This window comes from Actinoplanes sp. ATCC 53533, assembly GCF_003947245.1.
This window is the reverse complement of sequence record NZ_QHHV01000105.1, coordinates 12,836-32,402: the sequence shown is the minus strand read 5'-3', so window position 1 is coordinate 32,402 and position 19,567 is coordinate 12,836. Positions and strand designations below refer to the sequence as shown.

At 68.3% G+C, this 19,567-nt stretch carries 19 protein-coding genes and 3 pseudogenes; 8 read left to right on the top strand and 14 right to left on the bottom strand.

What is annotated here, in order from left to right; genetic code table 11:
- The first annotated feature begins 2 nt into the window (after nucleotides 1-2).
- From DMB66_RS31220 to DMB66_RS62835, 4 genes are read left to right on the top strand one after another with little or no spacing between them, the layout of a single operon-like run.
- Nucleotides 3-278 carry a phosphopantetheine-binding protein gene (locus tag DMB66_RS31220; protein ID WP_125807699.1) on the top strand — a complete coding sequence of 92 codons (276 nt, stop codon included), beginning with the start codon at nucleotides 3-5 and terminating at the stop codon, nucleotides 276-278.
- A gap of 2 nt (nucleotides 279-280) precedes the next feature.
- The gene (locus DMB66_RS31215; protein WP_125807698.1) at nucleotides 281-4,138 is read left to right on the top strand and encodes a non-ribosomal peptide synthetase; all 3,858 of its coding nucleotides are present in this window, start codon (nucleotides 281-283) and stop codon (nucleotides 4,136-4,138) included.
- A 7-nt stretch (nucleotides 4,139-4,145) separates the two neighbouring features.
- On the top strand, nucleotides 4,146-6,515 hold the full coding sequence (locus tag DMB66_RS31210) for an amino acid adenylation domain-containing protein (protein WP_125807697.1): 2,370 nt from the start codon (nucleotides 4,146-4,148) through the stop codon (nucleotides 6,513-6,515).
- 52 nt (nucleotides 6,516-6,567) lie between these two features.
- Entirely contained in the window at nucleotides 6,568-6,768 is a 201-nt protein-coding gene (locus DMB66_RS62835) for a hypothetical protein (RefSeq protein WP_199752725.1), read from the top strand.
- 45 nt (nucleotides 6,769-6,813) lie between these two features.
- Here the strand turns inward: DMB66_RS62835 and DMB66_RS31205 are convergent, their stop codons facing one another.
- From DMB66_RS31205 to DMB66_RS31180, 6 genes are all read right to left on the bottom strand, one after another.
- Nucleotides 6,814-7,212 (bottom strand): MmcQ/YjbR family DNA-binding protein, encoded by a 399-nt coding sequence (locus DMB66_RS31205; RefSeq protein ID WP_125807696.1) that lies wholly within the window; start codon nucleotides 7,210-7,212, stop codon nucleotides 6,814-6,816.
- 92 nt (nucleotides 7,213-7,304) lie between these two features.
- Nucleotides 7,305-8,090, bottom strand: a complete 786-nt coding sequence (locus DMB66_RS31200; protein WP_199752717.1) for a LysR substrate-binding domain-containing protein — start codon at nucleotides 8,088-8,090, stop codon at nucleotides 7,305-7,307.
- A gap of 59 nt (nucleotides 8,091-8,149) precedes the next feature.
- Nucleotides 8,150-8,725 carry a hypothetical protein gene (locus DMB66_RS31195; RefSeq protein WP_125807695.1) on the bottom strand — a complete coding sequence of 192 codons (576 nt, stop codon included), beginning with the start codon at nucleotides 8,723-8,725 and terminating at the stop codon, nucleotides 8,150-8,152.
- A gap of 13 nt (nucleotides 8,726-8,738) precedes the next feature.
- Nucleotides 8,739-9,332 carry a hypothetical protein gene (locus DMB66_RS31190; protein WP_125807694.1) on the bottom strand — a complete coding sequence of 198 codons (594 nt, stop codon included), beginning with the start codon at nucleotides 9,330-9,332 and terminating at the stop codon, nucleotides 8,739-8,741.
- A gap of 85 nt (nucleotides 9,333-9,417) precedes the next feature.
- Entirely contained in the window at nucleotides 9,418-9,960 is a 543-nt protein-coding gene (locus DMB66_RS31185) for a hypothetical protein (protein WP_125807693.1), read from the bottom strand.
- A 212-nt stretch (nucleotides 9,961-10,172) separates the two neighbouring features.
- On the bottom strand, nucleotides 10,173-10,988 hold the full coding sequence (locus tag DMB66_RS31180) for a hypothetical protein (RefSeq protein WP_125807692.1): 816 nt from the start codon (nucleotides 10,986-10,988) through the stop codon (nucleotides 10,173-10,175).
- 256 nt (nucleotides 10,989-11,244) lie between these two features.
- On the opposite strand from DMB66_RS31180, the gene DMB66_RS31175 reads away from it, so the two are divergent.
- Nucleotides 11,245-11,481, top strand: coding sequence for a hypothetical protein (locus DMB66_RS31175; RefSeq protein ID WP_125807691.1), 237 nt, complete (start codon nucleotides 11,245-11,247; stop codon nucleotides 11,479-11,481).
- 169 nt (nucleotides 11,482-11,650) lie between these two features.
- On the opposite strand, the gene DMB66_RS61510 is transcribed toward DMB66_RS31175, so the two are convergent.
- Complete coding sequence (locus tag DMB66_RS61510; RefSeq protein WP_158647425.1) at nucleotides 11,651-12,709, bottom strand: DUF6461 domain-containing protein; 1,059 nt, start codon at nucleotides 12,707-12,709, stop codon at nucleotides 11,651-11,653.
- A gap of 13 nt (nucleotides 12,710-12,722) precedes the next feature.
- Between DMB66_RS61510 and DMB66_RS31165 the strand changes: the two genes are divergently transcribed.
- Nucleotides 12,723-13,427: a hypothetical protein gene (locus DMB66_RS31165; protein WP_125807690.1), complete on the top strand. Its 705-nt coding sequence runs from the start codon at nucleotides 12,723-12,725 to the stop codon at nucleotides 13,425-13,427.
- A gap of 151 nt (nucleotides 13,428-13,578) precedes the next feature.
- On the opposite strand, the gene DMB66_RS31160 is transcribed toward DMB66_RS31165, so the two are convergent.
- From DMB66_RS31160 to DMB66_RS31150, 3 genes and pseudogenes are all read right to left on the bottom strand, one after another.
- A complete protein-coding gene (locus tag DMB66_RS31160) occupies nucleotides 13,579-13,815 on the bottom strand; it encodes a hypothetical protein (protein WP_125807689.1) in 237 nt (78 codons plus the stop codon).
- A gap of 159 nt (nucleotides 13,816-13,974) precedes the next feature.
- Nucleotides 13,975-14,344 (bottom strand): annotated as a pseudogene (locus DMB66_RS66080) (tyrosine-type recombinase/integrase); the annotation flags it as partial.
- Nucleotides 14,345-14,808: 464 nt separating this feature from the next.
- Nucleotides 14,809-15,858 carry a tyrosine-type recombinase/integrase gene (locus DMB66_RS31150; RefSeq protein ID WP_199752716.1) on the bottom strand — a complete coding sequence of 350 codons (1,050 nt, stop codon included), beginning with the start codon at nucleotides 15,856-15,858 and terminating at the stop codon, nucleotides 14,809-14,811.
- 150 nt (nucleotides 15,859-16,008) lie between these two features.
- Between DMB66_RS31150 and DMB66_RS31145 the strand changes: the two genes are divergently transcribed.
- The gene (locus tag DMB66_RS31145; protein ID WP_125807686.1) at nucleotides 16,009-16,305 is read left to right on the top strand and encodes a hypothetical protein; all 297 of its coding nucleotides are present in this window, start codon (nucleotides 16,009-16,011) and stop codon (nucleotides 16,303-16,305) included.
- Nucleotides 16,306-16,439: 134 nt separating this feature from the next.
- On the opposite strand, the gene DMB66_RS31140 is transcribed toward DMB66_RS31145, so the two are convergent.
- Nucleotides 16,440-16,832 (bottom strand): hypothetical protein, encoded by a 393-nt coding sequence (locus DMB66_RS31140; RefSeq protein ID WP_199752715.1) that lies wholly within the window; start codon nucleotides 16,830-16,832, stop codon nucleotides 16,440-16,442.
- Nucleotides 16,833-16,946: 114 nt separating this feature from the next.
- Nucleotides 16,947-17,354 (bottom strand): hypothetical protein, encoded by a 408-nt coding sequence (locus tag DMB66_RS31135; RefSeq protein WP_125807685.1) that lies wholly within the window; start codon nucleotides 17,352-17,354, stop codon nucleotides 16,947-16,949.
- 337 nt (nucleotides 17,355-17,691) lie between these two features.
- Between DMB66_RS31135 and DMB66_RS64215 the strand changes: the two are divergent.
- Nucleotides 17,692-18,198: pseudogene (locus tag DMB66_RS64215) on the top strand (transposase); the annotation flags it as partial.
- A 36-nt stretch (nucleotides 18,199-18,234) separates the two neighbouring features.
- On the opposite strand, the pseudogene DMB66_RS66075 reads toward DMB66_RS64215, so the two are convergent.
- Both DMB66_RS66075 and DMB66_RS31125 read right to left on the bottom strand, forming a co-directional pair.
- Nucleotides 18,235-18,555: pseudogene (locus DMB66_RS66075) on the bottom strand (hypothetical protein); the annotation flags it as partial.
- Between the two features lie 419 nt (nucleotides 18,556-18,974).
- Complete coding sequence (locus DMB66_RS31125; protein WP_125807684.1) at nucleotides 18,975-19,559, bottom strand: TetR/AcrR family transcriptional regulator; 585 nt, start codon at nucleotides 19,557-19,559, stop codon at nucleotides 18,975-18,977.
- Nucleotides 19,560-19,567: the final 8 nt, after the last annotated feature.

Genomic DNA, 19,567 nt, shown 5'->3' with positions numbered 1-19,567 from the left:
CAATGCCCGCTTATCAACCATCTGTCGCGGACACCGTTCGCAGCCTCGTGACGAAGCAGCTCAACCTGAATGGGTACAGCCAGGATCTTCGCCCTGACGATAATCTCTGGAGCTTGGGCATGACATCCCTGACCTGCCTGGGTCTGATGTTGTCCATCGAGGACACGTTCGAGATCGAGCTGCCGGAGGAGGCGCTCAAGGAGGCGACCTTCCGCAGCATCAGCACGATATCCGCGGCGGTTGAGAGTTCGCGCAAACAGGCACGAGTTCGGGGGTAGCAATGCCGGCACGCCAGTCGCGCCCGAGGAACCCGATCCCACCGTTTCGCGACAGCACGGCGAGCGAATTCCCGTTGTCGGCGGGACAGGAGCGAATGTGGTGGCTGCGCCAACTGGACTCGTCGCACGACCAGTACCACATCAGCTGTGGCTGGCGGTTTCCGGCGGAGGTGAACCGCGAGGCGTTGCTCGCCGCCCTCGCCGCCCTGGTGCGGCGCCATGAGATCCTGCGGACGAAGTTCCTCATGTCGCCGGGCGGGGCGGTCACCCAGGAGATCGTCGACCATGTCGAGATCCCGCTCGTCTGGGCCGGCCCCGACTGGCAGGAAGCCGTCGAACAGGCTGCCGTGCGGCCCTTCGACCTGGCGCGGCCTCCGCTGTTTCGAGCGGTGGCCGCGGAGTTGGTCGACGGGCCCGGCCTGTTGGTGACGATGCACCACATCATCACCGACAGGTGGTCGATGGACGTCTTCGCCAGGGATCTGTTCGAGCTGTACGAGGCGGCCTTGACGGCCAGGACACCGCGCCTTCCGGGGCTGCCCGTCCAGTACGGCGACTACGCCAGGTGGCAGCGCGACTTCCTGACCGACGACCTGCTCCGATCCCAGCTGAACTACTGGACCGAGGCGCTGGCCGGCTACGAACCGTTGGAACTGCCCCTGGATCTGCCTCGGCCCACGGCGTTCGACGCGGTCGGCGAGACGGTCGTCCTCGAGCTGCCGAGGGAGGCCACGGCGGCCATGACCGCCCTGGCCTGGCGTACGCGCGCGAGCCCGGCGATGGTGGTCAGTGCCGCGTTCGTCGCGACGCTCCGGGCCTTCTGCGGCCAGTCCGACGTCGTCATCGGCGCCATCGTGTCCGACCGGACACACCCGGACCTGCGAGATCTGATCGGGTTCTTCATCAACACCATGATCCTGCGGGTCGACCTGACCACGACGGAGCTGACCTTTCGCGAGGCGATCACCCGAACCCGGGACGCCTGGATGGCCGCGGACGCGCACCAGGACGCGCGGCTCGAGCAGATCGTGGGTGCGCTCAACGCCGGGTCGGAGGCGCACCGGAATCCGATCTTCGACGTCGTCGTGAATCACGCCGGCGACCGGGATGACCTGGCCGAGGATCCAGACGCGCCGGTGTGGTGGGAACCCGACCTGCCGGTGACTGCCAGGTTCGACCTCTCGCTCACCACTCGGATCGTTGAGGGGCGGCTGCGGGCGACCTTCGTGTACCCGACCGCACTGTTCAACCGGGCCACGATCGTCACGCTCGCGGACCGCTACATCCGCACGCTCGAACAGGGCGTGGCGACGCCGGACGCGCCGATGCGCGACTTCGACCTGCTCACCCGGGCCGACCGCACGCTGCTGCGGCGCGGCAACGATCGGACTCCGGCGTCCGGCACCACCGTTGTCGAACGTCTGCAGACCCGGGCCGACCGCACGCCGGACGCGCCGGCGGTGGTCGGCGACGGCGGCCCGCTGTCCTACGGGCAGCTGAACGAACGCGCGAACCGGCTGGCCCGACACCTGCTAACCCTGGGCGTCGGACCGGAGAAGGTGGTCGGCGTCTGCCTGGAACGCACCGTCGAACGATTCGTGGTGCTGCTCGCGCTGGCCAAATGTGGCGCACCGTACCTGCCCGTCGACCCCGACTTCCCAGCCGATCGGATCCGCCTCCTGATGTCGGATGCCGCCGTCGTCTTGATGATCGTCGGCTCACCGCTGCTGGCCCGCCTGCCCTCGATGGAGACGCCGGTTCTCACCATCGGTGACGGCAGCCCGGACCTGACCGGATACGCCACCGACAATCTTCCGACTCTCCCGGCTCCGGACAGTCTGGCCTACCTGATATCGACATCCGGATCGACCGGAAACCCCAAGTCGGTGGCGATCTCACATCGAGCCCTGAGCCGACTGGTGGAAGGCGCACCGCACTATCTCGAGGTAGGCCCGGGATCGGTGTTTCTCCAGACCGGTCCGCTGACATTCGATGTCGCCGTGCTCGAATGGGCACCGCTGGCCCACGGCGGCCGGGTGGTGGTCGCCGATCCCGGGTCCCTCCTCGACGGTCTGCGGGATGTCCTGTGCGAACACCAGGTCACCACGCTCAAGCTGGTCTCTCCGCAGCTCGACATCCTCGTCGAGCAGGACCCGCACATCCTGTCCGGGCTGCGCCAGCTCGTCGTCGGCGGCGACGTTGTCAACCCGAGGAGCTTCGCCCTGGTGGAGGGACTCCTACCCGGCTGCCGGGTCGTGGCGTCGTACGGTCCGACCGAGTGCACGGTGCTGGCCACCGTGTTCGAAGGCGGGCCGTGGTCGGGCAGAGTTCCGATCGGCCGCCCCATCCCACACACGAGTGCCTACATCCTCGACGAGGACCTCCAGCCGGTCTCGGTCGGCGTGCGCGGCGAGATCTTCCTGGCTGGCGACGGATTGGCCAGGGGGTACCATTCCCGCCCCGGCCTGACCGCGGCGTCGTTTGTTCCCGATCCGTTCGGGCCGCCCGGGTCGCGCATGTACCGCACCGGAGACCTGGGCCGCTACCTGCCGAACGGAGCCATCGACTTCCTCGGCCGCACCGACCACCAGGTCAAGATCCGTGGTTTCCGGATCGAGACCAGCGAGGTCGAACACGCCCTGCTGCGCCATCCCGACATCACCGCGGCGGCGGTCGTCCGGGCCACCCTGGCGACCGGCCCCGCGCTGGTCGCCTACATCGTGGCGGCCAGGTCGGTGGACGTGGGGGCGCTGCGCGACATGCTCCGCGAAACACTGCCCGCGTACATGCGCCCGGACCACTTCGTCACGATCCCCCGATTCGCCCTGACCGCGCACAACAAGCTCGACCGCGCCGCGCTGCCACCGGTCACCACCGCCACCACGCGCGCCGGAGTGGACCTGCCGCCCGCGACCGGGCTCGAGGCACGGGTCGTCGCGGCATGGTCCGCCGTGCTCGGCAGGCCGCTGTCGGCCTCCGACGACTTCTTCGCCCAGGGCGGGCACTCCCTGCTGGTGCCGCGCGCGACCGCGACGGTCCGCCGCGAACTCGGCCGCGAGGTGCCGTTGCAGCTGATGCTGGAATATCGGACGCCTGCGAGCTACGCGGCCGCGATCCTGCGTGAGAGCCTGCCCGACCTCAGCGTGGCCTCGCGTGAGGACCGGCTCGTCCAGCGAACCTGGCGCGGCGAGAAGCTCGCCGGCTGCCGACGCGTGGATCTGTTCATCTCCACCGAGAACCCGCTCCGGAAGAATGCCGACCTCCCGTTGCTGCTCGTCCTCGACGGCTCCGAGTTCGTGGAGATCATGCGCCTGCCGGCGATTCTGGACCGGCTCTCCCTCCAGGATCGGATCCCCACCACCGCGGCGATATTCCTGAGTCCGAGCGAGTGGTCGACCCGCCGCAGCGAGCTCCTCGACGACGGGATCGTCGACGCGCTCGCCGACGAGTTGCTCCCCTACCTGCGCACCTGGCTCGGGAACCGGCCGGTCGGCCGCGCCGTCGCGGTGGGCGCGAGTCTGGGGGCGGTCACGGCGATCCGCTCCGCGCTGCGCCGGCCGGATCGCTTCCACGGCGCCGTGGCCATCTCCGGCCCGCTGAGCGAACATCGGCTCGGCCCGGCGAGGCCCGACCGGTCGAGAGGCGGGTCGCGGTTCTTCCTGTCCGCGAGCCGGGAGGAGAAGGACATCATCCTCGACGACGGACTCAGCTTGGTGGAAGCGACCGAACGCACAGCCGACGAGCTCGCGGCCGACGGACATGTCGTACGAAGCGCGATCGGGGAAGGCGGCCACACCTACGCGGCGTGGGAGTCGATGCTCCCCGATGCGATCCGCTGGTCGCTGGGCGACCAAACTTAGTCGATAGGTGGTGCTTGCGGTGCAGGATTCTCGACGGTCGGCCCGGACCGCGGGTGCACGGACCCTGGTCGATCTCCTGGAGCGCCAGTTTCGCGACCGGCCGGCGGCCACGGCCATCCGGACCTCGGCACGCTCGTGGACCTATGCCGAGCTCGATCGGCTGTCGGCGCGACTCGCGCGGCAGCTGGTGGCCGACGACGCCGGACCGATCGTCGGTCTCATCGCGCGGCACTGCCCGGCCGCGTTGATCGGCATCGTCGCCATCCTGCGAAGCGGCGCGGCGTGTCTGCCGATGAGCCCCGACGATCCGCCGCTGCGCAATCGCCGGGTGCTCGACGACGTCGGCTGCGGACGCGTCCTTGCTACCGCGCCGGTCGACTGGCTGCCCGACGCCCAGCTCATTGACGTAACCGGCCCGCAGACGGGCCACGACAGCCTCGCCGCCACGGAGCTCCCCTCGCCGAGGCCGCTCGACCTGGCATACGCGCTCACCACGTCGGGCTCGACCGGACGGCCCAAGATCGTCGGCGTGCCGCACGAAGGCATCCTGAACCTGATCATCGCCTCGTTCGAGGACATCGACCTGATCAGGACCGACGACGTGATGCTGTGGACGACCGCGCTCACCGTGGACAGCACCATGCACGACTGCCTGATGCCGCTCTGCTTCGGCGCCTGCGTCGCCATCGCCGACGGCGGCGACCTGCCCGCCAACCGCATCCTGCGCACCGTCCGCGCGCTCGGCGTGACCGCGCTGGAAGTCCCGGCCGCGGTGCTCGGGCCGTACGGGACGTCCCTGCTTCCCCGGCTGGCCGCGGCCGGCGTGCGCCTGGTCATCACCGGCGGGTCCCAACTCGACGGGCCGGACCTGGGCAGCAACGACTCGCTGGTCGTCCACAACGGCTACGGCCCGACCGAGGCCTCGGTGGCCGCGACGTGGTATCCCTGCGACGCCTCGACCCCGCAGTGGGTCCCCATCGGGCGCCCGATCCGCAACGTGCGAACCTATGTCCTCGACGAGGAGCTGAACCCCGTCCCGGCCGGCGACACCGGCCAGATGTACCTGGCCGGCGCCGGTCTTGCCAGAGGCTATCTCGGCCATCCCGGCCGCACGGCGGCCTCGTTCCTCCCGGACCCGTTCGCCGAGAGGCCCGGCGAGCGCATGTACGCCACCGGGGACAACGTTCGGCTTCAGCCGGACGGGAACTACGTGTACGTCGGCCGAATCGACGACCAGATCAAGATCAGTGGGTACCGGGTTGAGATCGGCGAGGTCGAGCACAACCTGCGCGCATGCCGAGGCGTGGTCGACGCGGCAGCACTGTTGCGCGAGGACACCCCGGGCGGCGCGGCCATCGTCGCCTATCTGGTCGGCGAACGGCGACCCGACGAGCTGATCACGAGCCAACTGGGTAATTGGCTACCCGCGCCGATGATTCCACGCGTCTACGTCTGGCTGGACGAGATGCCTCTCAACCGCGCGGGCAAGATCGATCGTCGAGCACTCGCCAAGATGCTCGATCCCGCACTCTCCCACCCCGACGCAACACGCAACCCTCACGTTGTGCCATCCACTCGCGGGGGCGGGACGGATCCGGAAGCTGTGCCGATGCCTGCTGAGTACACCCAAAGTGACCAGTTCCGTGGTGGCCGCATCCACCTGTGCGACCTCTCCGGCCTCGAGATTCGCGATTGCGACGTCACCGGCCTGAAGATCGTGGACTGCTATGGGGGTGCTGTTTCCCTCGGTGGCGGCTTCGAGCGTGTGGTTGTCAATGACGTCGACGTGACTGCCTATGTCGAGGCCGAGCTCGACCGGTTGCATCCCAACCGGGTGTTGGCCCGTGAGGCCGCGTCCGTCGCCGAGTACCGGGCCGCTTGGGATGCCATCGAGAAGCAGTGGGAGGAGACGCTCGATCGCGCCGGGCGCCTATCCGAGGCGAAGTTGCATGAGCGGGTCGACGGCGAGTGGTCGTTCGTCGAGACGCAGCGGCATCTGTTGATGGCCGGCGATGCTTGGATCGGTAACGCCGTGCTCGAGGAGGATGCGCCGTGTCACCCGTTGGGCCTTCCTGGTGGTGGGATCCCGGCCGCGGAAGCGTCGGCGAAGCTTGGGCTCACCCTCGATGCGACCCCGACGCTTGGCGAGGTGCTCGCGCCGCGGCTCGCCCGCATGGCCACGATGCGCCGGGTCGTCGACGGGCTCACCGAGGCCGAGCTCGATCGGGTATGTGGTCGTAAGCCGGCCGATTTTTACCCGGACAAGGACTACGTCGTGCGCCGCTGCCTCAGCGTCGTGTTCAAGGAAGAGGCCGAGCATCACCGGTACGCGGTGCGCGACCTCACCGTGCTCGAGGCCGATACCCGAACCGAGTGAAAGCGCGTCCCGGCAATGGACGGTCGCGGATCTGGACGGGCGGGTCGCGGACGTGGGCGATCCCGTCCCCGGCGCCCGCCGCGACGCGGCGGCGTTCTTCGTCTCCGGCCTGGCCGAACGGTTGTCGGGCCACTACACGCCAGGCGGGCCGGGCATGACCGGCGACGGCGGCTACCGGGGCATCGGCATGATCACCCCGGACCGCAAGCCACGCGGCGGAGAACTCACCGACGGCCAGAAGGCGTACTTCTGAATGACCTTCCGGGATAAGCGGCAACGTGGGGAGGTAGCCGACGGTTCATCCACCTGCCTTCAGCCGGAGCGCGAGGCGGCGGGGCGCCTGCACGCGATAGCTGTCCGTCACCAGCTCGGCAACCTCGACCCAGTCCGTCTCGTCGTCCAGCACCATTCCCACGACATTCATTGCCCAGTCGGCCCGGAAGAACGGAGGGCCGGCATGCGCCAGTGCGGCCAACTCCCCGGGCGGCACCCGGAAGGTCATCAGGACGGCCGGATCGTCTATATCGATGTACGCCGACCCCCTCTCGTCGGTGGTGTAGACGTGCAGGAACGTCCGCCGGCGAATCCGCCACCGCAGGCCGATCCACGCCGGCTCCTCGTACGCCTCGGGCAGTTCCCCGCAGATCACCCGGAGCCGGCCCACAACGGCGGGTGGAACGTCCGCGATGTCGCTCATCTGTACCTCCCGCGCCCATCCTGCCCGCTGGGTAGGACATCAGCACATCAGAGAGTCTCCGGGGTTGGAAGGGCCGCTCCGACGTCATAGGACTATCGGGCCCAGCTCGGTGACGACGCTGGCAAAGGTTCGGATGAGATCGGTTTCGGCGGCGGTGCGCCAGACAAGTGCGAAACGGGCGAGTGGTGCGTCGCGGATGAGGGGGTAGGCGATGCCGGGGTGTGGCGCCAGTAGTCCGGCGCGGCGCCGACGATCACCGTCCGGTCGGCGAAGGCCTCCAGGGAGACCGAGTCCTGTTGGGCCAGGGGGTCGGTGGTGGAGATCGCCAACACGATGGGTTCGGTGAACACGACGGGGCCAACGGTGAGGTCGGGCTCGCGGATGGGCAGCCACGGGAGCATCGCGTCCAGCTCTCCGGCGCGCAACGGACCGAAGGGGTCAGCGAAGGTGAGGACACGGATCCGCACCTCGCTGTCCGGGCGGCGCTCGGCCAGGGCGTCGAATAGGGGGCGCAGGTCGTCGAGGTTCCACCCGAGGATGCCCAAGCGCAGCACGGCGGCTTCGGCCCGGGAAGACTGCCTGGCCCGTTTCCAGGCTGTTCCGCAGGTCGCGGTAGACCTGTCGCAGGTCGTCGCGCAGCCGCACACCGGCCGACGTGAGTTGGGCATTTCGGTTGTTCCGGGCGAAGAGCAGGGTGCCGATGGCGCGTTCCTGCTTCTTGATCGCCTGCTGACCCGGGCGGTGGACAGGTGCAGGCGCTGCGCGGTGCGCCCGAAATGCAGTTCCTCGGCCAGCGTCAGGAAGATACGGACTGCCGGCGCTGCCCATTCGGACACGCCGGCCGCATGACCGCCCTGCGTGATCCAGGCTTCCGTCAAGCTGCTCCAGCCGCTTGACGGAGGCCTGGATCACATCACGTGCGGTGCGCCGGCGGCCGTCAGCAGCTGACGGTGAGGTCGTCGGCCATCGCCACGCCGTGGTAGGCGGCGATCTCGACGGTGATAGTCCTGGTGTTGCCCGGCCAGGGGATCGCGGCGAAGTTTCTCTGTGTCCAGCCCGTACTGTTGATGTTCGCGCCGATCACCGAGATGATCTGCCCGGTGGGGCCGCCGCTGTGGACCCTGAGGTGCGCCTGGACGTTGAAGTTCTCCGGCATCGGAACATTGCGGAGCCAGACACTGGCCTGGCATGTGGTCGGCACGGACGCGCCGTTGTTGAGGGTGATCGCGCGGAAGACCCTCGCCTCCGCCGGGCCGAGCGGATAGGCGTCCAGGTAAGCCGCGTTGGAGCGGGTGTGAGCCTCCCCGAGAGTCCCCACGAACGCGCTGCTGGCACCCGGTACCTCCTCGATGGTCCACAGGCGGCTGTCGTCGAAGGTGTCCGAGATGGGGAACGCCTCCGCGTGCGCCGGGGAGGCGATGCTCAGACCGGCGACCGCGGTGAGGGTGAGCACGGCGGCGGCGACCCAGCGGGAGCGCCCCAGCCGTTCGCGCCGGAACAGGTGTCGGAACATGAGGTGAGCCTTTCTATCCGATTGCCGAGGCGCACCTGATGGACACGTCATCGACATAGGCGCTACCGCCGGTCACGGAGATGTCCACGACCAGGTTGGCGTTGGCCCGGTAGGGCCAGAAAGCGAACTCGGCGCGCCCGTACTCCGTGTCGGTGAGGGTGTAGGTGGTGCCGGCGATGACGGTGTCCACGCTCCCGCTGCGGCTGTTCACGCTCATCTGGACACGCGGGGATCCCACCGAGTCGCCGGCCTTCGCCGCCCACGCCTGGGCCCTGCACGTCACCTGGCCGCCGGACGGCTCCGGCAGGACTATCGCATCACTGGAGATCCGCGCGGGTACGGTGCCCGGCGCCTCGAGCCACGCGAGCCATTGACCGCCGAACTCCGTGTTGGCATTCACATGATTGATGAGGTTGACGATGCTGCGGCCGTGGTCGTACCGGACGTTCCAGAAAAGGTAGGGGTTGCCGCCCTCGAAGCCGTCGCTGACGGTTGAAACCCCGGCTTGGGCCGGGTTGGCGGCGACCACACCGGCGCCGAGCAGGGTCAGCGTGGCGGCGGCGCCGATGAGCCATCGGATCCGCCCGGTTCGTTGACGTCGAGACATGCGGTTTGGTCCTTTCGTGGGTGTGCTGACGCTGGTCGGCGGCGAAATTCGCGTGGTGCGCCGGCGGCCGTCTGAGGGCCGGCCGTCACCTGCAATTGATGGAGAAGTCATCGAGCATGGCCACGCCGTGGTAGGCGGCGATCTCGACGGTGATGGTCCGGGAATTGGCCGGCCAGGGGATCGGGGCGAAGTTTCGCTGTATCCAGCCCTCCCTGAGGTGCTGGGCACCGATCACCGAGATGATTTGCCCGGTCGGACCGCCGCTGTGAACCTTGAGGTTCACATTGACGTTCCCCAGATCCACCTGCTGGGCGTAAGTGGCCCAGATGCTCGCCGTGCATGAACGCGGCAGGGACGCGCCATTGTTGAGGGTGATCGCGCGGAAGATCCTGGCCTCGTACGGGCCGATCGGATAGGAGTCCAGGTAAGCCATGTTCGGGGCGGAGCGGGCCCCCGGGAAGCTGGCCACGTCCGTGCTGGTGGAACCCGGTATCTCCTCGGAGGTCCACCGGCTGGGGTCGTCGAAGGAGTCCGTGATGGGGAACGTCTCGGCGTGCGCCGGCGAGGCGATGGCCAGGCAGGTCGCCGCGGCGAGAGTGAGCGCGGTGGCGGCGGCGATCGATCGCATCCGCACCCTTTGTCGAACTCGGACCATGCCATTCCGTCCTTTCCTCGGTGTGCGGGGCCGGAGCGCGCGGCTTCATCCATCCCCGCCGATCAACCCGAACATCGATTCGGATCATGTCGGCCCCAGAGCCGTTGTTTCCTCGATTAGGTGTGACGCCGGAGGTCCCGACGGGTGGCGCCCGACGTTGACCGGGCGCCGCGTCGTCGGTTCACCTAGACGGCCAGTAGTTCCTCGGTGAAGAACTGCCCGACCGAGAAGTTGATGTCGTCCAGGAAGAGCCGGCTGCCGGCCGTGGCCTGGCGGGCCGCCTCGGTGTGGAACGTGGCGTGCGGGGACAACAGCGTGTCGTTGAAATCCTTGTTGATGCCACCGGAGCCGGCGCCGAAGTCGGTCGGCCCGCCGTGGCGGCACTTCGAGGCGATCTGCGGTGTCCGGTCTTCGCCGCCGTAGTAGCCACTGGTCAGCTTTGTGGTGGTCAGCGTCGAGCCGTTGCAGGTCGCCTCGCGCGGGCCCGCGACGGTTCCAATCGAATCGATCGTCCAGAGCGCCCTCGTCGGGTTGCGGATACCGAGCTCCACCCAGTTGCTGTGCGCGTAGAAGTCCTGGATGGTGTGCAGCGCGGCACCGAAGCTGAGTCGAGCACCGCTCGGGTTGCCGATCAGCAGCAACGCCACGGTGTTCGAGAAATGCGTTTGGATGAGCGCCTTCCCGCCGCCGAAGTTCTCGCCGTCGAAGTGCTTGGCCGAGCTCACCTGATCACCGTCGACGGCCTCATTGGCGGCGACGATGTCGTCGATCGCCCGGCGCGTCGCCACACTCGGGTTGCTGATCCCGAAGTAGTTGAGGACCGCCCGGGTCAACATGGCGCGGGTCAGGCTGGCGTGCGAGTTGCCACCGAACGCGAAGGCTTCCACCGGAAACGCCTCCGCGGCCGGCGCCGGCACGACGAACAGCGTCGCGACGGTCGCGACCGCCGCCGCCAGCGCGACCCGGACGCGACCTACCCCGGCCGAGGTTGTTCGCTTCACAATCTTTCTCCCCTCCAGCGTCGCGGACCTCAGGCAGGAGCCGGTCCGCCAGCGGAGCATGGCGGGCAGCGTTCATCGAATTCGCATCGCGCCTGCACGACGCCAATGGACGAAGCAATGAATCGGGTGAAGCTTTGCGCTTGACGCCCGGCGCGAACCATGACTGACCACAGCAGATGAGCCATGGCCGATCGAGGGGCGGCGGCGAGCCCACCTTCCACCCCAGCCCCACCCGGGACAAGCGCGGCAGTGGGAGGTGCCCGACCGGACTGCCACCCAGAACGCCGCCGCCGACAACGCCAACCCGGCGAACCCGATGACGAGGCTGCCCACGCTGGCCAGCTTGTCGACCCTGTCGAGACCGGCGGCCGGTGCTCTAGCCAGCAATGTGGACAATATCTTCGTCATGAGCTCCAGCTTCCCGCTCGCACCCTACGACGACGACCCCGCCACGACCTCGACACCACGATCCTGGGTGTCGTCCGCGTGCTGACCCGCGGCCGGCGGGGCACGACGTTTCCGACCTGCCATGGGAGCCGAAATAGGCATTCCACGCCCACGCCGAATTCCATCGCCAACAGACCTGACCAGTTCACCACCTGAATTCCCGGACGCATTGTCATCGGCAGAACAATGCGCACACTTTCGTATGTCGCGTGGGGTTAGGCCCGTAAGGCCTCGATCATCTGTGCGCGGAGGGCGTGGTCGCTGAGTCCGGGGATCTCGGAGGTGAGGGGCTTGGCCGCGGCGAGGGCGGCCGCACGCGGGTCGGGGTTCAGAACGCCGCGCAGGGCGGAGGTGAACCAGCCGAGAGCGTATGCGTGCTGGCGTTCACCGGGGTCGAGTTCGGAGGCGTTCCGGGCCGCGGCGAGCCAGGTGCGGACCCGGTGGCCGAGTGGGGAGTCGATGGTGATCGGGGAGCCTGTGCCTGCGGTCGCGGCGCTCAGTGCGTCATCCAGGCCGGGAGTGCCGGCCAGGCCGAGCGCGACGGCCTGACGGTGCACCTCCGAGACGGCGACCCTGCGTTGCGTCGCCGGGTCGGCGGCCTCTACCGCGGCGACAAGCGGTGCCGCGTGCCGCTCGGGGGAGAGCCGGTCGGCGGTGAGCAGGTCACGGGGGTGATGCGTGACGGCGAACCACGGCTCGAGTTCGGCATACAGGCGCGGTTGGTCCAGCGGTCGGGGCGGTACCGTCACGCCGGTGATCCGTTGGGTGAGCAGTAGTGCCATAGCCATGGTCGGCTGACTGGTCTGCTCGTCGTCCTGGTCAGGGGGCCGGAAGCCGACCGCCCGCATCGCCGGCCACAGGCGTTGCGGGTCGACGCCGCGCATCACCGCGGGGTCGGGATAGCTCGGCTCGAAATCGGTGATCAGCTCGCCGTCGACGGCATAGGCGAATGCCGCCGAGGCGTAGTCGTGCCGCAGCACCGCGACTGCCTCGGTGCCTACTGAGACCGCCCTGAGCAGGGTGTTATCGGCGCCGCAGAAGCCCATGGGTTCGATGACCACCGACCATGGCCCGAGTCCGACCGCCAACCCGTACTGGGGGTTGTCGCTCTCGAACTCCTCCAGGAGTTCGTCGGGGTCTTTCTCACCGATGGTGTCCGGATATGCTCCGAGGCGGCGCAGGGCCTCGGCTTCGTCCACCCCTTTGACAAAGGTGAGGCAGGCGATCTCTCCGAGGTGGTCCCAGAGCCGCTCGGCTTCCGCAAGATCCCCCACCCGGTCAACGGTAGTGCGAGCGCCGCCGCGGCGCTGGCCCTTCTGCGACGCTCCGGGAGCGGGGCCACCGACCGCGTCCCCGGTCGGCGGTGTCATCAGCACGGCAGGTGACGAGCCGGACAGGTATCGACGCACCGGATCGGCACCGCACACCTTCGGTGTAGATCCCGCCGACCTGAACGAAGTCATCGAAACATTCCTGGAAGAGCACGAGTGGCCGGTGTTTTCGCTGCGGCTTGCCGGGGCCAGCCGAATGCTTATCATCATGCGCAACTTTCCGGACGAAGGCGGCGTTGACTACGTCCTCGACCCCGGCACCGGCGGCAACGCGATCCCGCTCGCGGCGCTGGAAGGACACTTCCGAGGCCCCGCACTCGCGTGGCCCGAGCTGATCGCCGCCGCCCAGCTGCCCGACCCCGACCATGCGCCCGCCGAGCGGCTTCTGCTTCTTCTGCCAGTCTGCGCCGACCGCGATCGGCCCGCCGACGCCACCGAGATCGTGGCGGCGGCACTCAGCGCCGTCGGCGCCAGGTCCGACACGCACCAGGTAGGCGACGAGCTACTCAGCAGCCCTCGATACTGGGCCCGCAGCTGTGAATGGACCACCACTGACGACGCATTGATCTGCCTCGGGACGCACGCCTACCGCAGCCTCGACGGGGAACTGACGCGAAGCGACCGACGCCTGATCACGAACGCCTTCAGGCAAACATCATGAGCCACCGACTGTCCACACCAAGCCTGGCGGCACATTGACTGGCTGGCGCGTGTCCTCAGCGGCACGAGCGTTAGCCGACCGATGCGGAGGTGCCGTGATGCTCCGTGGCGCGCGGATCGCGCCATTATGCAGGTAATCCTTGTCAAGTTGATCATGATGCTTGTTGGTCGAGGCTGTCCAGGAGCCGGGTGAACAGGTCGGCGCGGTGGGGTTGGTCGTGGGCGGCGGCGTGGTCGTGCTGGGCTTGCAGAGTGGGCCGGAATGCGATGCTGGTCTGGAAGAAGGTGCAGGTCTCGCAGATGGCCTCGAACGCGCAGTCGAGCTCGGGCGGTCGGGTGCAGTAGCCGTTGCCGAGTAGCCGGTGGTGTTCACGGCGGAGTCGGGCCATGCGGGGCCCGATGATGTCGGCGGGTAGTGGTTTGCCTTGCTGGTAAAGGGATTCGACTTTTGCGGTGACGGCGAAGTATTCGTCGGCGACGGTACGGTTGGCGATTTTCGCGTAGCGCAGGGTCATGTCGAGGCTGCGGTGGCCGAGTAGGGCGGCGATGGCTTCGAGGGTCATGCCGCGGTTGATGGCCTGGGTGGCCAGGGTGTGCCGGGTGGATGTGGGCCAGGCCGGCGGCGGTGCCGGCTTTGTTGATCAGCCGGGTGACGGTGTGCCGGTCCAAGGCTCGGCCGTTCTCGCGGGGCAGCAGCAGCGGGTTGCCGGTGTCGACGTGGGCGGTGCGGTAGTCGCCGATGAGGGTGATCAGGTGCGGGTGCAGCGGCAGGTAGCGGTCGGTGTGGAGTTTCCCGACGGGGACGTGCAGCCAGTGCGCGGCGCCGATGAGCACGATCGCGTCAGCGGTCAGGGCGGTGAACTCCCCGACGCGTAGTCCGGTGCGCAGCAGGACTTCGACCACGACTCGGGTGAGCATGCGGGGGTCGGCCTGGGCGGCGCGTAGTAGTTTCGCTGCGGACGGGTCGTCGAGGGCTTTTGGCAGGGGATGGTCTTGCCGGGGCAGGTCCGCGGGGATGATCGGGACCCTTGGGGGTGCTTCGGGCCAGTCCCAGTCGGTGATCCGGACGAAGAACATCCGTAGCGTGCCGAGACGGTGGGCGAGGGTGGCCGGGGTGAGCCGGCCGGTGCGGTAGCCGGTGCGGGCGGTCAGCCAGGTGCGGAAGTCCTCGATGTGCCGGCGGTGGATGTCGGCGATGTGGCGGACTTCGGGCGCCTGTTCGACCAGGAAGCCGGCCAGGGATCGTAGGGCCAGGTCGGCGCCGGACACGCTGCCGGGCCGCAGGATGCAGGCCAACTGGTCGAGGTAGCGGCGCATCGGCGTCACCATGTCGGGGATCTCGGCGGCGAGGGTGTCCCAGGCCGGTAGCCGCCGCGAGCCGTTCACCGTCCACCCTCGATCACGTCGAAGCCGTTGCGGGGCAACGGTTTGCCGGAGAACAGTTGGGCGTCGATCGCCTCTGCTGCCCGCCGGTATTGCGAGGCCAGCCAGTCGTCGGCCAGGTGCAGATAGATGCGGGTGGACTCGATCGAGGTGTGACCGGCTTGGGCCTGGACGGCTTCCAGAGCCATGCCGGCCTCCCGCAGCCGGGTCAGGCAGGTATGCCGCAGCTGATGGCAGGTCACCTTGCCCAGACCAGCCCGCTGCCGGGCGGAGTCGAGGATCTGATCCAGCCCGGCCGGTGACAACGGCCGGCCCCGGCGCGGGCCCTTCAGCACCACGAACACCCGGTCGGTGTCAGCCTCGGAGGGCCGTTCGAGGTCAAGGTAGGCCACGAGGGAGGCGAAGAACCGGCCGGAGACCGGGATCTGGCGTTGATGACCGCCCTTGCCCTCGGCGATGAACACCCGCCGGGCGGCGACCTGCAGATCGGCCAGGCGCAGCCCGAGGACCTCGCAGCGGCGCAGCCCGCCCAGCACCATCGCCTCACACATTGCTCGGTCCCGGTGCGTGCGCAATGCCGCGAGCAGGGCATCGACCTGGACCGGCTGCAGGATCCGCGGCAGGGTGCGTGGGACCCGCACCAGCGGAACGCCCTGGCGGGGACGCTGCCGTTCCCGGCGAGTCGGCAGGCCGCGGGGCACCGGGTTCGCCTCGACATCACCACGTGCCTGCAAGAACGCGAACAACCCGGACACGCTCGACAACCTGCGCCGGACCGTCCGCGCCGACACACCACCCGCGTCGCCGACGGCGGCCTGCAACCGCCGGGCCGGACCGCCCGCGTACTGCGCGGTCACGAAGGCGAGCACATCCGCCGCGACGACCCGGCCCGGGGCCTTGCCGACCACGGTGAAGAACACCTTCAGGTCATAGGCGACCGCGACCACCGTGTTCGGCCGGGACCGCACCGCCAGAAACTCCAGATACGCATCCAGCAGCGCGACCCCGAACCGCACGACCAGACCACCGGCCGCGTCCCGAGACCGCACCAACCGCAAACCACTCCACACCGACATCCAGGCACCCCTCACTACCCGATCCACCAGCACAAACACGCCGTGGATCACCAAGGATTACCTGCATATCAAGCAGTTGAGTTCGTCGATCCAAGGATCGAATTCCGCTAAGCGAGGAGCCCGATGAGCGAGTCACCGACGGAGGACGAGTTGTTCCGGGCGGTCAGCGCCCTCATCCCGTTCATCCGCCGCTGGCAGCTTTCCCTCAACCCGGAGGACGCGGAGGAAGTGGCCCAAGCCGTGCTGCTGCATGGCCGGTCGGATACCCCGCCCGATCAAATCGCTATTGCCGTTGAGCACCAGATCGACCAGCACGAAGAGCGTGCGCGACGACTCGCCGAAGCCATGCGAGCCGTCAACGATCAACGCGACCCGCCCGGGCGGGCTCCACCCGCCGACGGGTCCGTAACGGCTCCTTGAGTGGTGGCGTGCAATGCGGCAGAAGATGACGTGGGCAGCGGCGAGCACGACGGCGGCGTCGGCACATGCATTAAGCTGGCACCGCGGGCTCCGGTCACGTCCTTAAGCCTGGCGCCGACCGCGGCAGATGACACTCAGACGCGGCGTTCGATGAGGTCGTCGCCGCTGACCACGGGGCAACCGAACATGTCGCCAAGGACGGTTTGTTGGTGCCCGGTCAATGGGTTGACGAAAACGGCCGCAGCGACCCCGGCTGACCGGCACGCGTCGGAGACTTCGCGGACCTTGCCAGGGCTGAGCAACGTCCGTCGAGAGAACGGCCAGGTCATTTTCCTTGCGCCGCCATGCGAGACGCCCCGACGCTGGACGTGTCGACCCACCACCCGGCCGCCGAGCGCCTCCACCGAGACCGCCAGAAGATCGAGCTTCGCGTCAACCTCCTTGTCCTTGGCGGAGAACAGGCCGACAAGCATCACGTCGACGCCCGCCACCAGGCTGCTCGATTGCCCGCCTCGACTTCGCATCATGGAGCAATACTACGAAGCATGATCACGTCACGGCGGTCAGTGCCCACTGATAGCGGCAGATCCGGACGTCGGGTGAACCGAGAGCGACGGCTTCCCAGGCGCGCGTCCGTCCGCTTACCCCGTCACCGATTCGATGAGGGCTGTCAACGCCGGAAGCTCGGCTTCAGCAGCACTGATCACCGCCCCGAGAGGACGCGATGAGGTGCCGGTATGCCGCCGCGCGAGCGCGACGAGAGCTGGAATTTGTTCCGGAACGCGGTGTAGGCCGTCGACCATTTCCAGAGGGCCGACACCGTTCGCCAGCAGCCAAAGGTAGTCATCTAGGTTCCGGGCGATGACACACAATGCCCCCTCGGAACCGAGAAACACGATCGGTTGGGTCTCGATCGTTCCCCCTGAAGCTCGGGCCCAGAAAGCTGCTGATTCATCCGGCTGGAAATCATGGCCATCGTGGTCCTCAAAGAACCCCAGTTCGTGGGCTTCTTCCAGCGCAGCCGGCAACATTCGATCCTCGTCAGTCACCGGTGGATCGTATTCGGGGGGTGTACTGGCAAGCATCCGCCCTTCGGCAAGAGCGTGCGTTGGATGCCTTCGATAGAACACACGGTGACGGGAGCATCGGCGTCACCCTGTCTGTCAGGGTGGCTCACGGCATGAGGCACGCGACCGCAGGCGACCGGCCCTGCACGTCACGGCGCTGCGAGACGAATCCGCGGCCATCAGCGGCCTAGGAAGGTAGCCGATAGTTATGTCCGTAGCTCGCCCGGATTGATCAACATGCGCACGTAGAAGGCCTCGTCGGGGTTTGGATCGGAGTTCTCACACAACGCCCGAACCGACGACGAGGCCGACGACCAGTATGCGTCCTGCACACGTGTACGCCAACGTGTCCGACGAGCAGTACCACCAACTCGTCACCGCCCTGCACCAGCAATGGCGGGTCGCGACCCGCGCGGTCATGATCCTGCTCTCGGCCAGCGGTATGTCCGCCGCCGATATCGCGGTTCTGCTGCACTACGACCCGGCAACGGTGCGACGATGGATCGCCCGCCACGACCTCGAAGGCCTAGACGGACTCCCGGACCGGCCCCGCCCCGGACGCCCACGCATCGGCAGTCCGGGCATCGGCGAGCGGATCCGGGCCCTGCTGACGACGCCGAAGGCCTGGACCACCGCCCGGATCTACCAACAGCTGGGCCGACCCGCGATGAGCCTGCGAACCTGTTGCCGGCGCATCCGCGAACAGGCCGTCTGGCGCCGGCCCCGACTGATCGCCAAAGGCGATCCCGACCACGACACCATCTGCGCCGACATCCGCCAGCAGATCGGCGCCCTGCCCGCCGGTTCGGTAGACGCCCTCGACGATCGCCGCGACCGCACCGTCCACCCCACCCGCCGCCTGGTAGCCCTCCAGTGTGATCGTGGTGCCGCGGCGCCGCCGCCACGCCTCGAGCAACGCGTGCGAGGCCAGCGGAAGCGCTCCGGGCCTGCCCGCCACCTCGGCCACGATCGCGGAGACCAGGACGCCCTCGACCCGCATCCCGACGCGGTTGGCCGGTTTCACGACGGCCTCGCGCAACTCGGCCGGGCTCATCCCACCTGCCAGTAGCTGCCCGTCCTGCATCGCGGCGAGCAGGTCCGGGAACTCCACGAACCTCGGGTAGTGATCGGCGCGTACCGCGAGGACCGCGCGGGTCTTGCCGTCCGCGCGGCACGGAGCCACCAGGGCGGCGATGAAGGCCGCCCGCTCACTGTCGGTACGGAGGCCGAGAACACGTTTTCGAACTCGTCGACCACCAGCAGCAACTCGGCGGTCCGGCTATGGCCCGCGTCGTACAGCGACTCGTCCGGCGTCAACGCGACCTCGCCGGTGAGTGCTGCAGCAGGCCTCGCCGGACACTCCTTGCCATCGAGTTGCGCCTGGGTTGAGGTCGGAGCGAATAGGCCTGTCTTTGGACCTGATGGTCCAGGCAGCGCTGCATGCTTCCGCTTCAAGCCAGGTCTGGTAGTGCGGGCGGATGGGCAGGGCGCTGCAGGGCGTACGTCGAGCATGACGGCCGAGGCGCCAGGGCAGGGCCGCGCCATGGTGTGGTGCATCAGCCCACCATGAACTCGAACCCGGAGATCTCGCGGCATGGGCCGTCAGCGGCGCCCGGTGCGGGTGTGTAGGGCGGCGCGTAGTGCCGGGCCGAAGATGCGGGGCATCTCGGTCGCGGGCAGCGTGGCGATCGGGCGGATCGGGTTGAGATAGCGGGTGAAGATGAGGCCGCCGATGACGCCGACGGCGGCGGTGGCTCGTTCGGTGGCGTCCGGACCGCCGAGAAATTCAGCAATGCGGACGACCAGCTCACTCTGCAGGTAGTCGCGTAGGGCCCGCATGGTGTCGTCGTCGGCGAGGGCGAGGCGGTTCTCGGCGGGGGTGGTGGCGTCCCACCCGGCGGTGACGGCGGCCAAGAGCCGGTCGGCGAGGCCTGCGCGGTCGCCGTGCAGGGCTTGGTCGAGGGTGTCGGGCTCGAGGCAGAGCAGGTTCAGCGATTGGCCGAACAGGCCCTTCTTGGAGCCGAAGTGATAGCTGATCAGCGCCTGGTCGACGCCGGCCGCGGCGGCGACCGCGCGGACCGTGGTGGCCTTGTAGCCGTGCTGGGTGAACAGCACCCGGGCGGCCTCGGCGATCTGGGCCTTGGTGTTGGGATTGCCGCGCGGGCGGCCCCGAGTTTTATTCAGCACAGTTGAAT